Annotated in this window: 17 protein-coding genes; 8 read left to right on the forward strand and 9 right to left on the reverse strand. The window is 39.1% G+C overall.

Annotation, left to right across the window (positions count from 1 at the left end):
* The first annotated feature begins 4 nt into the window (after positions 1-4).
* Entirely contained in the window at positions 5-1195 is a 1191-nt protein-coding gene (locus H9655_RS09505; RefSeq protein ID WP_191813312.1) for an iron-containing alcohol dehydrogenase, read from the forward strand.
* A gap of 41 nt (positions 1196-1236) precedes the next feature.
* Here H9655_RS09505 and H9655_RS09510 read toward each other — a convergent pair whose 3' ends face one another.
* From H9655_RS09510 to H9655_RS09520, 3 genes are all read right to left on the reverse strand, one after another.
* Complete coding sequence (locus H9655_RS09510) at positions 1237-1578, reverse strand: hypothetical protein (protein WP_191813314.1); 342 nt, start codon at positions 1576-1578, stop codon at positions 1237-1239.
* Between the two features lie 398 nt (positions 1579-1976).
* Positions 1977-2252: a hypothetical protein gene (locus H9655_RS09515; RefSeq protein WP_191813316.1), complete on the reverse strand. Its 276-nt coding sequence runs from the start codon at positions 2250-2252 to the stop codon at positions 1977-1979.
* 72 nt (positions 2253-2324) lie between these two features.
* Positions 2325-2672 carry a hypothetical protein gene (locus H9655_RS09520; RefSeq protein ID WP_191813318.1) on the reverse strand — a complete coding sequence of 116 codons (348 nt, stop codon included), beginning with the start codon at positions 2670-2672 and terminating at the stop codon, positions 2325-2327.
* A 228-nt stretch (positions 2673-2900) separates the two neighbouring features.
* On the opposite strand from H9655_RS09520, the gene H9655_RS09525 reads away from it, so the two are divergent.
* The 7 genes from H9655_RS09525 (at position 2901) to H9655_RS09555 (ending at position 8827) form a co-directional block, all read left to right on the forward strand.
* On the forward strand, positions 2901-3965 hold the full coding sequence (locus H9655_RS09525) for an ABC transporter substrate-binding protein (RefSeq protein WP_191813320.1): 1065 nt from the start codon (positions 2901-2903) through the stop codon (positions 3963-3965).
* On the forward strand, positions 3958-4992 hold the full coding sequence (locus tag H9655_RS09530; RefSeq protein WP_191813322.1) for a FecCD family ABC transporter permease: 1035 nt from the start codon (positions 3958-3960) through the stop codon (positions 4990-4992). Before H9655_RS09525 ends, H9655_RS09530 begins: the two co-directional genes overlap by 8 nt.
* Positions 4989-6020 carry a FecCD family ABC transporter permease gene (locus tag H9655_RS09535; protein ID WP_191813324.1) on the forward strand — a complete coding sequence of 344 codons (1032 nt, stop codon included), beginning with the start codon at positions 4989-4991 and terminating at the stop codon, positions 6018-6020. The genes H9655_RS09530 and H9655_RS09535 overlap by 4 nt, the downstream gene beginning before the upstream one ends.
* On the forward strand, positions 6020-6835 hold the full coding sequence (locus H9655_RS09540; protein WP_191813326.1) for an ABC transporter ATP-binding protein: 816 nt from the start codon (positions 6020-6022) through the stop codon (positions 6833-6835). Before H9655_RS09535 ends, H9655_RS09540 begins: the two co-directional genes overlap by 1 nt.
* Before the next feature lie 278 nt (positions 6836-7113).
* Positions 7114-7314: a cold-shock protein gene (locus tag H9655_RS09545; protein ID WP_095371726.1), complete on the forward strand. Its 201-nt coding sequence runs from the start codon at positions 7114-7116 to the stop codon at positions 7312-7314.
* 89 nt (positions 7315-7403) lie between these two features.
* Complete coding sequence (locus tag H9655_RS09550) at positions 7404-7580, forward strand: hypothetical protein (protein ID WP_191813328.1); 177 nt, start codon at positions 7404-7406, stop codon at positions 7578-7580.
* A 560-nt stretch (positions 7581-8140) separates the two neighbouring features.
* The gene (locus H9655_RS09555) at positions 8141-8827 is read left to right on the forward strand and encodes an N-acetylmuramoyl-L-alanine amidase (RefSeq protein WP_191813330.1); all 687 of its coding nucleotides are present in this window, start codon (positions 8141-8143) and stop codon (positions 8825-8827) included.
* Positions 8828-8916: 89 nt separating this feature from the next.
* Here the strand turns inward: H9655_RS09555 and H9655_RS09560 are convergent, their stop codons facing one another.
* From H9655_RS09560 to H9655_RS09585, 6 genes are all read right to left on the reverse strand, one after another.
* Positions 8917-9921, reverse strand: a complete 1005-nt coding sequence (locus H9655_RS09560) for a 2-hydroxyacid dehydrogenase (RefSeq protein WP_191813332.1) — start codon at positions 9919-9921, stop codon at positions 8917-8919.
* Between the two features lie 14 nt (positions 9922-9935).
* The gene (locus H9655_RS09565; RefSeq protein WP_191813335.1) at positions 9936-10697 is read right to left on the reverse strand and encodes an SDR family NAD(P)-dependent oxidoreductase; all 762 of its coding nucleotides are present in this window, start codon (positions 10695-10697) and stop codon (positions 9936-9938) included.
* Positions 10698-10699: 2 nt separating this feature from the next.
* A complete protein-coding gene (locus tag H9655_RS09570) occupies positions 10700-12217 on the reverse strand; it encodes an FGGY-family carbohydrate kinase (RefSeq protein ID WP_191813337.1) in 1518 nt (505 codons plus the stop codon).
* Positions 12218-12228: 11 nt separating this feature from the next.
* The gene (locus tag H9655_RS09575) at positions 12229-13491 is read right to left on the reverse strand and encodes a PTS galactitol transporter subunit IIC (RefSeq protein WP_191813339.1); all 1263 of its coding nucleotides are present in this window, start codon (positions 13489-13491) and stop codon (positions 12229-12231) included.
* A gap of 118 nt (positions 13492-13609) precedes the next feature.
* Positions 13610-14161 (reverse strand): glycerol-3-phosphate responsive antiterminator, encoded by a 552-nt coding sequence (locus H9655_RS09580; RefSeq protein WP_191813341.1) that lies wholly within the window; start codon positions 14159-14161, stop codon positions 13610-13612.
* A gap of 82 nt (positions 14162-14243) precedes the next feature.
* The gene (locus H9655_RS09585) at positions 14244-15047 is read right to left on the reverse strand and encodes a class I fructose-bisphosphate aldolase (protein WP_191813344.1); all 804 of its coding nucleotides are present in this window, start codon (positions 15045-15047) and stop codon (positions 14244-14246) included.
* Between the last annotated feature and the right edge of the window lie 148 nt (positions 15048-15195).

Genomic DNA, 15195 nt, shown 5'->3' on the forward strand with positions numbered 1-15195 from the left:
CATCATGTCTGAAAAAATCACCTTTACCCCAATAAGCTACACTGGTTGGGATGCCCTTTCCCACCTCGTTGAAGAAGTAGAAAAGTTTAACGTCAAAAAAATCCTTGTAATTACTGACCCTTTTTTAAAAGAAATTGGCTTAACAGATAAAGTGACACACCCACTGAATGAGGCAGGATATACCACTGATGTTTACACTGATGTCATCCCTGAACCACCACTAGCCATTGGGGAAAAACTGGTCTCCTATACGCGCCAACACGCTTTTGATATGGTCATCGGCATTGGTGGCGGCAGTGCTCTTGACTTAACAAAACTAGCTGGTGTCATCGCTGTTCATGAAGGTGATGTAGCTGATTATTTAAATCTAACCGGTACAAAAGCGATTACAAAAAAAGGATTACCGAGTATCTTAATCCCAACTACTTCTGGCACAGGATCAGAAGTAACAAATATCTCCGTCCTTTCATTGGAAACAACAAAGGATGTTGTCACACATGATTATTTACTTGCAGATGTAGCTATTGTTGACCCAAAACTCACGATGTCTCTACCTGCAAAGGTAACAGCTGCTACTGGTATTGATGCCCTTACACATGCGATTGAAGCATATGTGTCAAAAAATGCGAGCCCAGTCACGGACGCTTTAGCACTACAAGCTATTCGCCTAATCAGTCAATCCATCCGCACAGCTGTGCATCATGGCGACAATAAACAAGCACGTATTGACTTGAGCTATGGTAGTTATTTAGCTGGTATTGCCTTCTTTAACGCAGGTGTAGCTGGTGTTCATGCACTTGCTTATCCACTAGGCGGGCAATTCCATATTGCTCATGGTGATTCAAATGCCGTTCTCCTACCATATGTGATGGGCTATATTCGTTCTGCATGTGAAAAAAGAATGAAGGATATTCTCGATACAATGGGCTTCAGCTCTACCTATCTTTCACAAGAAGAAGCTTCCCACCGTTGTGTCGAAGAACTAAAACGCTTAGTCGAAGATGTTGGCATCCCGTCCTCTTTAAAAGGGTTTAACATTGGCCATGATGCACTTGATTCGTTAACAGAAGACGCAACAAAACAAACTCGTTTACTCGCGCGAAGTCCAATGGAACTAAGTAAAGAAGATATATATGCAATTTATGAAGCTGCCTTTGAGGGTAAGGTTGTTGATCAAACTTTAGTAAAAGCATGATGATAAAAAAGGGGCGCAATTGATTGCAGCCCCTTTTTCTATTAATCTGTTTTCAATTCATAATTAGCTACTCGATTATCTTTAAATGTAATTATTAGCCATTCACTATCGGTACTAATGATACTCTTTTTATTATCCAAATAATAAACGATGTTATTGTCACTTATAAAATACGTGTTTTCTGTTGGTGTTCCTAGTTTTTCAATCACTTCGTTATAATGTCTATTTTTTAAATCATATGTATTTAACAAATCGTCTATCATTCCCACTCGTTCGTGTGATTTATTTCTCCAATCCAGTTCATTAAATTTGGCTTGGACTCCATTAAAACTCGTAGGATAATCAATACGATTAGCAATACCAATGCTAAAGAAAACAACCAAAGTTGCTTACGCTTCTCCCTCCCATTTGGATGTAAGCATTTTATCGCAAACCACACACATAAAAAATCCCATACACTTGGTAAAATGACATATAGCACCGTATGAAGATTACATCAAGTACAATATCGTTACGATAACTAGCAGAGATAAAACTGCTTGAGTGAACTTCATAAATTTGAATAAGCTCCTTTTATTCACTTGGTATTATTATACATTCACTCAAAATGATATTGGTAGTCATCTAGAGTGATTGTTTTCACACGGTCAAAGGAGGCGACCACGGCATTCTGGTGGCTATATTAAAGGCGTGTGACTGCTCCTTTGCTGCGCTCTCTAATTACATTACAACTGTCAGTGTCAAGCTAGCGATGTACATATTTGATATATGATGTGGGGTTTTACGGGGTTTGCCAATACATCTTAGCCGGTTTTTCATCTCTTGTGGGTGCATTTGTTTTTTGTCCACACATCTTGACTGGTTTCTCATTTCTTGTGGGCGCATTTGTTTTTTGCCCACACATCTTAGCGGGTTTTTCATCTCTTGTGGGCGCATTTGACTTTTGCCCACACATCTTAGCCGGTTTCCTATCTCTTGTGTGTGCATTTCCCTTTTGCCCACACATCTTAGCCAGTTTCCTATCTCTTGTGTGTGCATTTCCCTTTTGCCCACACATCTTAGCCAGTTCCCCATCTCTTTGCCCACACATCTTAGCCGGTTTTTCATCTCTTGTGGGTGCATTTCCCTTTTACCCACACATCTTAGCCAGTTTCCCATCTCTTATGGGCGCATTTCCCTTTTGCCCACACATCTTAGCCAGTTTCCCATCTCTTATGTGTGCATTTCCCTTTTGCCCACACATCTTAGCCAGTTTCTCACCTCTTGTGGCCGCATTTCCCTTTTGCCCACACATCCTGACCGGTTTCTCATCTCTTGTGGCCGCATTTCCCTTTTGCCCACACATCCTGACCGGTTTCTCATCTCTTGTGGCCGCATTTACTTTTTGCCTATACATCTTGGCAGTTATCTCATGAAAGTGGACCATTTCTTGATCATGTACGGTGATGCTCGTTTCTATGCTCCCCCCATCCCCCATTCATGGATTTCCCTTCAAACAATGATTTCTTCTTTTGTACATTTTCCACATGACAGAATCCTATCAAAAATAGTTAGATTCCATTAATCCTTCACCTATAAAGTTGTTTTAAATTTCCGAAAATCGTTGACTTCTACTCTAGGTAATTATACACTGAATGAGAATGATTATCGTTATTAAATCACTACATACGATTGTCACAGTTTAATAGAAGAGAAGGGGAAAAAAATGAAAGCAAAGAAGTCGTTCTTATTACTACTATTACTTGTATCTACCGTCATGTTTGCCTTAATTGGTTGCTCAAATAATGAATCAACTGCTTCTGAAGATGAAAAAGATAAAGAGGCAGAAACAACTACAGATGAAGCATCCGAAACAGAATATCCAATTACGATTGAACACGCCTTTGGTGAAACAGTGATTGAAGAAAAACCTGAAAGAGTGGCAACGATTCAATGGGCGAACCATGATGTTGTACTAGCCTTAGGCGTTGAACCTGTCGGTTTTTCTGCAGCAAACTATGGTGTAGAAGATGGTAGTGGCTTACTTCCATGGACTACGAAGAAACTTGAAGAACTAGATATTAAAGACCCTAATATTTATCAAGATACAGATGGTCTTGATTTTGAAGCGATTGCAGACTCCAACCCAGATGTTATTCTTGCTGGTTACTCTGGAATTACACAAGAAGATTACGATTTATTAACACAAATTGCACCAGTTGTTGCCTATCCAACTACTCCTTGGACAACAACATGGCGTGAACAAGTTCTTCTAAATGCCAAAGGAATGGGGATGGAGCAAGAGGGAGAACAACTCATTAAAGATACAGAGGATTTAGTTGCGGAAAAAGTTGCGGAATATCCTGAATTAAAGGGAAAAAAAGTAGTTTGGGCTAACTTCTCAGCAAACGATTTGTCTCAGTTCCACCTCTATACACCTGCTGATCCACGTGTGTCTTTCCTTATGGAAATGGGATTAGAAACACCTGAGAGTATTACCAATCTAATCAAAGATGAAAATGCATTCTCTTTATCTTTGAGTGCTGAAAATGCTGATGTACTTAATGATGCTGATATTATCATCGGTTATAATGATGAAAGCACATATGATGCTGTAAAAGCAGACGCTCGTCTTGGCAAAATCAAGGCTATAGAAAGAGGATCGGTTGTCTTTATTGGTAACAACACACCACTTGCAGCTTCTGGGAATCCTAACCCGCTTTCTATCGAATATACAATCGATGAATACTTAGAATTAATCGCAGATGCGGTTGAGAAAGTTGATGAATAATCTAATTGAAAAGCAAGTCCCAAAAAGGCATCTACCAAAGCATTTGATAATTGTGCTCACCGCATCTATCATTCTATTATGCTTATGTGTTGTTGCCTCTTTGGCATTTGGCGCAAGGTTTGTAACATGGAATGAGTTAATCACCGGTCTTTTTCATCCAGAAGTAGCGTCTTTTAGTTCAAGTGTTGTGCAAGAACGCATCCCTCGTACAGTTTTTAGTTTATTATGTGGTGCTGCTCTTGGTGTTTCCGGTGCACTCATGCAATCTGTAACAAGAAATCCAATTGCTGACCCTAGTATTCTTGGCGTAAATACAGGGGCAGCGCTTTTTGTCGTCTGTGGGATTGCTTTTTTTCAAATTAGCAGTGCAGCGGAATATATTTGGTTTGCGATTGTTGGCGCTATGCTAACAGCCATTTTTGTATATGGAATTGGTTCTATGGGGGGTTCAGGTGCGACCCCACTTAAGCTCGTCTTAGCAGGGGCAGCGACAAGTGCCGCTCTCTCTTCCCTCGTTAGTGCCATTATGCTATCCCGTACATATGTCATGGATCAGTTTAGATTTTGGCAAGTAGGTAGCGTAGGGTCTGCTAACTGGGACTTAATCCTCACATTCTTACCTTTTTTAATTATAGGAATTTTGCTCGCGATTATGACTGCTTCTGCTTTAAATGCATTAGCACTCGGGGACGAAGTGGCTACCGGACAAGGTGTCAGAACCGGTATGATTCGTTTAATCGCTGCATTTGCAGGGGTCATTTTATGTGGCGCCGCGACTGCACTAGCCGGTCCAATTGGCTTTGTCGGTTTATTAGCGATGCACTTGATGCGACTCATTCTAGGTGCTGACCTTAGATTCACCATTCCCATGTCAGCGATATCAGGGGCAGTCATTTTAACAATCGCTGATATCATAGGTCGACTCATCGGTAGCCCCGGGGAGTTAGAAGCTGGAGTTGTGACAGCCTTTATCGGTGCGCCTTTATTAATATTTTTAGCGATTAGAATGAAGGTGCGTTCACTATGAGACATTCATTGTTATCCGTTATTAAACAAGGACGAAAAAAAAGAAGACAGCGCTGGTTACTGATTAATAGCTTACTCTTTGCTACAGCCTTAGCCTTATGCTGCGCCATGCTTATGTTTGGTAACTCTTATTATCCACCACAAGAGATTTGGAGTGCGCTAACAGGGGATGCTGCTGGCGGTGCTTCCTTTGCCGTCAATACAATCCGTCTCCCGAGAATGTTAGCCGGTTTTTTTGCAGGCATTGCTTTTGGTATCGCAGGGAATACATTTCAAACGATGCTAAGGAACCCGCTTGCTAACCCCGATATTCTCGGTATTACTGCTGGCTCAAGTGTGGCCGCTTTAATTTGTATTCTTATTTTCCATACAAGTAACACGGTCGTATCTATTGCATCAGTCATTGCTGGATTATTAACGGTTTTCCTTATATTTATTTTATCTAAAGGAAAATCTTTTTCCATCGGACGTTTAATACTAGTCGGTATTGGTATCCAAGCTATGTTGAGTGCAGCAATTTCTTTTCTATTAATGCGAGGCGCGCAAGAAGATATACCTACTGCCTTACGATGGTTAAACGGTAGCTTGAATGGTGCTCAGCTAGATTCAACGATTCCATTAATGATTACTGTCATCCTTTTTGCGCCTATTGTGGCAATTTTGGGTAGACAGCTCGGCATTCTTGAATTAGGTGAAGAATCCGCGACATCACTCGGACTCAATACGAATCAAACAAGAATACTCCTTGTACTTAGCTCTGTCGCCATGCTAGCCATTGCCACTGCAACGACCGGACCGATTGCTTTTGTTGCCTTTTTAGCTGGACCGATTGCAAAAAGACTAGTTGGTGTCGGGTATTCGAATGTTATTCCTGCAGGCCTCGTTGGTGTGAATCTTGTTTTAGCAGCTGACTTGATTGGTCAATTTGCTTTTACAACTAGATATCCTGTTGGTATTGTTACTGGTTTACTCGGGGCACCATATCTAATTTACTTACTTATCCGTATGAATCGAAAGGGTAGTTTATAATGAAAACAATACACCAATTTGAAACGAAGGAAGTCGTAGCCGGCTATGATCAAAAAACGATTCTTCACGGGTTGGATGTGGAGATTCCAAGCAATAAGATAAATGTCATTATCGGGGCAAATGCTTGTGGGAAATCGACTTTGTTAAAAACGATGGCGAGACTAATCAAACCACAGTCCGGTCAAGTTATTCTTGATGGGAAATCAATTGATCAGATTCCCCCGAAGCAACTCGCTCGGGTACTCGGTATTTTACCACAGTCCCCTATTGTGCCAGAGGGGATTACAGTAACTGACCTCGTTGGTAGGGGGCGTTATCCTCACCAGAAAATGTTCAGTGGTTGGTCTAAGAAGGATTATGAAGCGGTAGCAGAAGCAATGGAAATTATGAATATCGCAGAACTGGCTGATCGTAATATTGACGAACTATCTGGTGGACAGCGGCAAAGAGTATGGATCGCTATGGCACTGACGCAACAAACGGATATTTTGTTTCTAGATGAACCCACGACGTTTTTAGACATTGCCTATCAAGTAGAAATACTAGATTTATTAACAGACTTGAACCGGAATTATGGTACTACGATTGTCATGGTGCTGCACGATATTAATCTTTCCGCACGCTATGCCGATTATATTTTCGCATTAGAAAAAGGACAACTCATTGCAGAAGGTGAGCCTTCTGAAGTCATCACCAGTGACCTCGTGAAACAAGTCTTTGGTCTAGATTGTATGGTTATCAACGATCCTGTCTCCCTCTCTCCATTGGTTGTGCCTAGAGGACGGTACCATGTACAAGTAAATGACTCATTATAAGGATAAGATACTCGCTAAGTTACTAGCGGGTATCTTTTTTTCACAATTTGTATAGGAACAACGCTATTCATCACCTATTGCAAATCTTTCCAACAAAAAAACACCCTTCCTGTATTTGCTAATCTCATGGATAGATGTTATGATGAAGTTAATTATTTTTGTTCGGTGTAAAATTGAGAGAGAGGAAATCTCTTCCAAGAAATTTTTAATCTTAAGATCGTATGATTGAACAAGGGTAGTAATACATTTGTGGAATTCCCACAATAGGAGACGATAACATGGAAACAGGTACAGTAAAATGGTTTAACGCAGAAAAAGGATTCGGATTTATTGAGCAAGAAGGCGGAGAAGATGTATTCGTACATTTCAGCGCGATTCAAAGCGAAGGATTCAAATCTTTAGACGAAGGTCAAAAAGTAACATTTGACATCGAGCAAGGTCAACGTGGCCTACAAGCTGCTAACGTTAACAAAGCATAATTACTATAGAATGAAAGACTCCATCTAGGGGTCTTTTTTTCATTCACTATAAGAACACATTATCTTCACTAATGAAAGGGATTGAGATGATGAGCGTAGAAATGTTTCGTATCGGGGAAAAGGTAAGTATAAAAAAAACGAAAGAGCAAGTGATCATTTCAAAAAGTCAGTATGTAAAAAATATGAAAAGGTACTCTTATGTCGTTGATAAATATCCTGGCACATTTTTCTTTGAAGAAGAATTGATGAAGAACGAAAAGAATTAAGCTCTTCCATCTGTAATCAATGATTCTAAATTATAGTATCAATCAATTTTGAAGAGATGTTCGTTGAGGGTACACCAATCACTAGTGGATACTTCTACTAAATAATTGGTTTGTTAACTAAAAACTTAGATGTCAATTCTGCATAGATAGCCAAAAAAGCAGGCAATAAAATGACCGAAGCACTTGGTATCAAAGCCTTTATCGGTGTCCCATTAAATCGGACAGATAGCTAAACTTTGGGACATACGAACGGTCCTTCTCCAACGAACAAGTGGGGATGGTACATATCGCCGATGTCCTTGCCTATCTGATTTCTATGAAGATATTGAAGCATACCGATTATGCCAATATCGAAAAGGATAGCACATGTAGTACGTGATGGAGAGCAGTAATGAAAGAAAAAATTACTGCCTTCTTATTTTCATACATACCTCTCTTAAAATCCACTTTCCCCTACTAAACCTCCTTTTTTTTACGAATCAACACCAAAAATAGTTTAAGTGTACAAGCAGTAATGCTACTCCCTGCATAAAGCTATTAAAAAAGGAGGTATTTTTCATATGGTCAAAATATACATTGATCCAGGTCATGGCGGTACCGATCCAGGAGCTGTCGGGAATGGTTTACAAGAAAAGAATCTCACATTACAAATAGCGATTAAAGTGAGAGATTTATTATCAGGATATAGTAATGCCGAAGTGAGAATGAGTCGAACAAATGACCAAACCGTTTCCCTTACCCAAAGAACAAATGATGCCAACGCTTGGGGGGCAAATTATTTCTTATCCATTCATATTAATGCCGGTGGCGGTACTGGCTATGAGGATTATATCTATCCTGGATCCAGCACTCCTACAACAACCTATCAAAATATCATTCATGAAGAAATAATGAAAGTCGTTAACTTCGCCGATCGTGGTAAAAAACAAGCCAACTTTCATGTATTAAGAGAAAGCAATATGCCGGCCATTTTAACAGAGAACGGTTTTATTGACACAGTCGCTGATGCTAATAAATTAAAACAAGCTTCATTTATTCAAGCCATTGCCCAAGGACATGTAAATGGACTCGTACGCGCCTTCAACCTGGTTCCTTCAGGTGGCGCTATCCATCATACAGTTGTCAGCGGAGATACTGTATACGCCTTATCACAAAGGTATGGAAGCACGATTGCACAAATCCAAAGTTGGAATGGCTTAGATGCTAATTATACAATTTATCCAGGGCAAGTTTTGCGGGTGAAGTAAATGATTCGTGCAACAACTATTTTTAAAAGTGAAAGTCGGGCTGCCCCTAAACCGAACAAGCCCGACTTTCTATTTCTAATAAAACCCTCTTATGCCTCTTGACTCTCTTTCCATTGTAGAATTAACTTACCTAATTTTTTTGGCGTATTTTTAAAAGCATCTATTGTGCTCCCAGCTAAATGCGCCGTAATTGTTACATTATCAAGGTCTACAAACGGGCTCGCCTCTCCTAAAGGTTCTTGGTCAAAGGTATCAATAGCTGCACCAGCAATTTGCTTCTCATTTAATGCTCGAATAAGATCATCTTCACATACTAATCCCGATCTAGCTGTGTTGATAAGAACAGCCGTATTTTTCATCATTGCTAACTGTTCATACCGGATAAGATGCTTCGTTTCCTCCGTTAATCTCCCATGTAGAGTCACAACATCTGAATCTGACAATAAAGTCTCTAAATCAACTTCTTCAAATGCTGTTTCCCCCTGAAAATAAGGATCATAGAAAATAATTCTAGTATCAAAACCACTTAGAAATTTTCCAACAAGTTGCCCAATATGACCATATCCAATTATCCCTATTGTTCTATCTTCTAATTCTGGTACGAAATCAACATTACTAAAATCTTTGCGCCAATCTCCTTGTTTTAAGGCAGCATGTGAACGGGCAATATTTCGAATTTCAGATAGAATCATGCCCACCGTAAATTCAGCTACACTTCTTGCATTTCTACCGGGAGTATTAATCACTTCTACCCCTCTTGCTTTAGCCTCATTTATGTGAATATTTTCTACACCACCCCGTAAAACACCTATTAATTTAAGAGATGTGGCTTTCTCAATCACTTTTTGGCCAATAGGTGCAAATTGTGTAATGATCACATCATACTGATCGATATCGTCATATAAGTTTTCTGGTAAACATACTACCTCACTACCTTGTTGCTCGATAGCAAGATTATCCTTTTGCAACGCTTCTAAATTCTCATGTCGCCACTCTCGAATCGTCAACTCGAAACCACTATCTATTAAAGTGTTTAATCCTTGTTCCATCATTTCCTTCGTGATGAATAAATCCGCAATAGCTAAACATTTCATCTGTGCTTCTCTCCTTATCTCATTAACATTCCGCCAGTAGCATCAACTGTCGCCCCGGTCATATACTTAGATTTTTCTGATACTAAAAAAGCCGCAATATCTGCCATTTCTTCTGGTTTTGCTACTCTACCAACTGGAATCCGATTGACATAATAGTCGCCTTTTTGCTGTAAAGAATCTTTAATCATATCGGTTTCTACAATACCGAGTGCCAAGTTATTAACTGTAATGTCATCCTTTGCATGTTCTCTAGCAAGTGAGATCGCAAACGCAATCATCCCAGACTTACTAGCTGCATAGTGTGAATGGCCTGTTGTTGAGCCATAAAACGCTGCCTGTGAAGTAATATTTAAAATACGACCACTTTTCTTATGAAATAAACAGTGTTTGATAAACCCTTGTGAAGTTAGAAACACACTATCCAGATTAATTCCGATTGTCTTCTGCCATTCTTGCAATGACATATCTTTAATATAATTGGTTGGCCATACCGCAGCATTATTAACTAAAATATCAATAGATTCTTCTATCCGTTCACTTGCCTTTTCCACTAACTCTGCTACTGCTTCCTCATTCGAGAGGTCCAGTTGAATAGCCACTGATTTTTGTCCATACCCTTCTATCTCTTTAACTACTGCCTCTGCTTGTTCTCTGTTCCCTTGGTAAGTAAGGACAACATTCGCCCCCTCTCTACCAAGTGTTCTAGCAATCTCTTTGCCTACGCCACGAGAGGCGCCGGTCACAACGGCTGTTTTTCCCCTTAAACCTAAATCCATCCTTATCTCCCTACCTTCCATACCTCTTCCATTTTCGCTAGTGTCTCTTTATACTGTTGATATTTATTTTCATAGATTGCCTTTTTTTCAGGGCGAGGTTGAATAACACGATTCACCTTAACCATTGCTTCAGCTGCTTCTTTAACTGATTCGTAGTCCCCGTTCATAACTGCTGCACACATGGCAGTTCCCAATGTTCCATGCTCTTTTACTTCCACAATTTCTAATGGTACTTGCAAGCTATCAGCAAATATCTGTAACCACACATCAGATTTTGTCACACCGCCAGCTATTCTAGAAGCTTCAGGTTTTTCAATATATTTTAACAACCTTTCAATATGATAGATATGTCCAAAAACAATCCCTTCATAAACGGCTCGAATAAAATGTTTCTTTTCATGCCAACTATTCATTCCAATAAAGCATGATGTAGCATGTGGCACTGTATTTGAACCGAATAAAAACGGGAAGAATACAAGCTGACTCTCCTCTGGTGTCGTTTCTTCCACCAGCTCATTACAAATATCATAGATCGATTGACCTGTCAGGGCACATTGTTGTTTTTCTTCTATCATAAAATGATCAATAAACCATTCCAGATTACTTGCTGAGGTCGGGCTTGCTTCCGTGGTTAACCAATAGTCATCCAAGCAATAAATTGATGTCATAAATAACTCACGATCAATGACCGGTTTCTTCGTAATGTATTCATTTATACTCCATGTACCTGCAACAATCGCTAACCGGTCTTCTTTTACCAAACCTGAGGCAACTGCGGAAGCTGCGATATCAAAAATCCCACCCGCAACAGGCGTTCCTTCTTTTAACCCTGTCATATCAGCTATCTCTTTAGTAATGGCCCCACAATAATCTGTTGACTGTTTAAGTGGCGGTAATTTATCTATGAGATCATCGATACCAAAAAAGGATAATAATTGTTGATCATAACAGCGGTCGCGGACATTTAACAAATTTGTTCCTGAGACATCTGTTAGTTCTAGAAAAGCTTCGCCCGTTAATTTGAAGCGTATATAATCTTTCACAGTAAATATATAATCTGCCGCTTCTATAACAGATGGTTGGTGATCCTTTAACCATCGTAGTAACGCTACAGGCTGACCAGCCCAAACAGATTGCATTGTCTTTGGTAGCACCTTTTCTTCAAAACGACTATCGCCATACCATTCTTCTATATATTTCTTGGCACGATTATCGGTCGAGATAATCCCGTTATATACAGGCTCCCCTTTTTTATCTGATAGATATAAACCATTCCCATGTCCAGTAATGGCAAGACCCACAATCGTGCTTGTATCAATTGAATAATTATTAATTAATTCTCGAATGACTGCTAGATTCGCTTCCCATAATTCATCCATATCACGTTCAGTATGATAGGGTTTTGGCATAATCATTTTTGTCTTTTTTGATGCTATGCCAATTTCTTTGCCACTCAAAGTATATAATGCTGCTTTTGTGATCGTACCTCCATTATCGATTCCCATAATATACTTCTCCATTGTTCTACCCCCTAAGATAATAATCCAGCAATCTTAATAATTATCCACCCTAACGGTGTGGTCGCTCCACCAACAAGATTAGCAAGCTCTGTCTTTTCATGAATACTACTTGGTAAAGTGACATTAGATAGGTTAGCAGCTTCTGTAAAACCAGCAGCAATATCTGTCCCTATATAAAGCACTAATGTCATAATAGCTATTCCGGTTATATATAATCTCACCATATTTTGTTTAAGATATGGCGCACACATGGCAAACAGAAATGAAAGCGATGCCAAATCAGTGAATGGCAATAAACGATTACCTGGTAAAATAACAGCGAGTAATAATGTCGTCGGTATCATTAGTAAACCAGTAGCCAACACCGCTGGCCTTGCAATCAATAATGCCGTGTCCATCGCAATATAAAACTCTCGATCTGGAAATCTTCTCTTTAGAAAAGTTTCAGCAGCTTCTCTAATAATATTTAAACCTTCCACAAGCACATCAACCATTTTAGGTAGTAGTACCATTACTGCCGCAACTGTTATGCCTAGTGTCATTACAGCCGCTACATCAAACCCAGCTAAAATTCCTAATAATGTTCCTATAATTGCGCCCAATGTCATAGGCTCTCCAAATATCCCAAACTTCTTTGTAACCGTTTCAGGATCTGCCTTTACATCCCTTAAACCTGGAATTCTTTCTATTATCCAATTGATCGCTATACCCACAGGAACAAATATGGCCGTGGTCCCATGTGGAAATGAAATACCTTTTAATTGATAATCCTCTTGTATACGGGTAGCTGTCTTGTCCGCAATATAGAGTGTCACTAGAAAATGTACAATTGATGCTACAACCCCTAACCAAATACTTCCTGAGAGTGTGTAAACAATTGCGCCAACAATCATAAAAATCCAAAAATTAAAGATATCAATATTCACTGTTTTTGTTGCCTTCAAGAAAAGCAATATTATATTTACTAGTATAAGCCCAAAAACAGCGAATGGCACTATTGGTGAACCCCAACCAACCGCTGCAGCTACTGGCCAGCCTGGATCTATAATAGTTAAGTTCAAATTAAAACGCTCAACCATTGATTCTGCAGCTGGTCCAATACTTTCAAGCAATAAGGTTATAATGAGATTAATACCAACAAAACCAATTCCAACTAGCATGGCAGCTTTAAATGCTTTACCAATAGGTACCCTGAAGCATAGTGCCAATATAAAGAAAATAATCGGCATCATGACAGATGGACCTAAATCAATTACCCAATTTATCAGTTCCATAAAGCTCCCCCTAAACACTTTAAATTAAAAAATTCCCCCACAAAGAAAAGGTACTACACATACCCATTCCATATGGGGGTTTTCTCATGGACACTGAACCCTCAAATCTATTTTTTTGTTAATATAACCATAAAGAAGGTTGACTCGTTGTTACAGCCAAAAAGCCAGCTGCAAAAACAGAATCAAGTTGTTCTTTTTGATCAATAAATCCCCCTGCCAACAATGGTTTATGTGGCAAAACCTCTCTAATACGTTTAATATACTGAGTCGCAAATGGACCTGGTAGAACTTCTACTGCATCGAATTGCGATCCATTTAAAGCACTAAGAGATTGTTCAAAAGAACGTGAATCCAATAGAAAAATTCGATATATTGCTATTAACCCTATCTTCCTTGCTTGTTGGAGAACACGCTGATTGGGTGAAATGACCCCATCAACTTTAAATAAATCCTTCAACCACTTTACACCTTTTGCATCCTTTGTTAATCCTTCGACTAAATCAATATGGACAAGTACTTTTTTATTATGTTCATGGCATCTTTTCGTTAATTGACCTAAGTTACCAATATGAACATCAGATAACAATATAAATGGCGACTGACTCTTTAAAGCATCATCTAAATATTTTAACTGTCGAATGGATGGAATAACTGTTTTTTCATTAAACATATGACACCTTCTATTATTTGATAATTTTATCGTAAAACGCTTACAAAAGAGTGTCAATCTGTTTTACTTCCAGTCTATGACCCTATCTTTCGCTTAATGCCTTATAATCCTGATGGGCTTCGGCCACATTGCCACCTTTATGAATAATCGTATGAAGTGCCGCTATAGCAGCAACAGGATGTTCATTTTGTGTTACGTTTCTCCCTACCGCTACTCCCTTTGCCCCAACATTCATACAATGATGAACAAACTCTAAATACTCTTTAAAATCATTTGTCTTTGGCCCACCCAATGCTAATACTGGACGTTTAGCAGCCTGAACAATTAACTGATCATCCAACGTACCTGTAAACCTTGTTTTAATTATATCTGCTCCTAATTCTGTACCTAACCTAGCAGCTGTGGCAATGACTTCAGGTCTATTGGAGGCTTCATTTGTTACAGCATAACCATAAGGTAAGGTTTCACACATAAAAGGCATCTGCCAATGATCTGCGTCTTTCGCTAATTTCAAAGCAATTTCATGAGCAATGCCCTCATTTTTAGCACCTGGAAAAGTCATGGATATCACACCATCTGCTCCTATTCTCAATGCATCTTCAACTGAAAAGGTAGTTTGAGTAAAAGGTACACTTGGATCATAAATTTTACTAGACATATCTGCACGCAATAGCATACCTACACCAGAAAACTCTTCCACATACATTTTAGCCATTCCGTAAGTAACTAATATGGCATCTAGACCCTGTTCAATCATTTCAGGCAATAATTTAATCGATTGTTCAATCCCATTTGTTTTGTTTGAAAAATAAAACCCATCCAGAGCGAGAACTAATGCTTTCCCATCTTCAGAAAATATTCTTCGCAATCTTCTTGCTTTAAACATATAACCTCATCCTTTCTAAACCATAAAAAAGACCTCAAAAAATGCATTAACTATTTAAGCTAACGATTTATTGAGGTCTCTCATGAACACATGACCAAAATGGTTATATTTTATTTTGATACTTCTATATTATCAGAAAAATACCACC

The organism is Cytobacillus stercorigallinarum (genome assembly GCF_014836495.1).
GTDB classification, from domain to species: domain Bacteria; phylum Bacillota; class Bacilli; order Bacillales; family Cytobacillaceae; genus Cytobacillus; species Cytobacillus stercorigallinarum.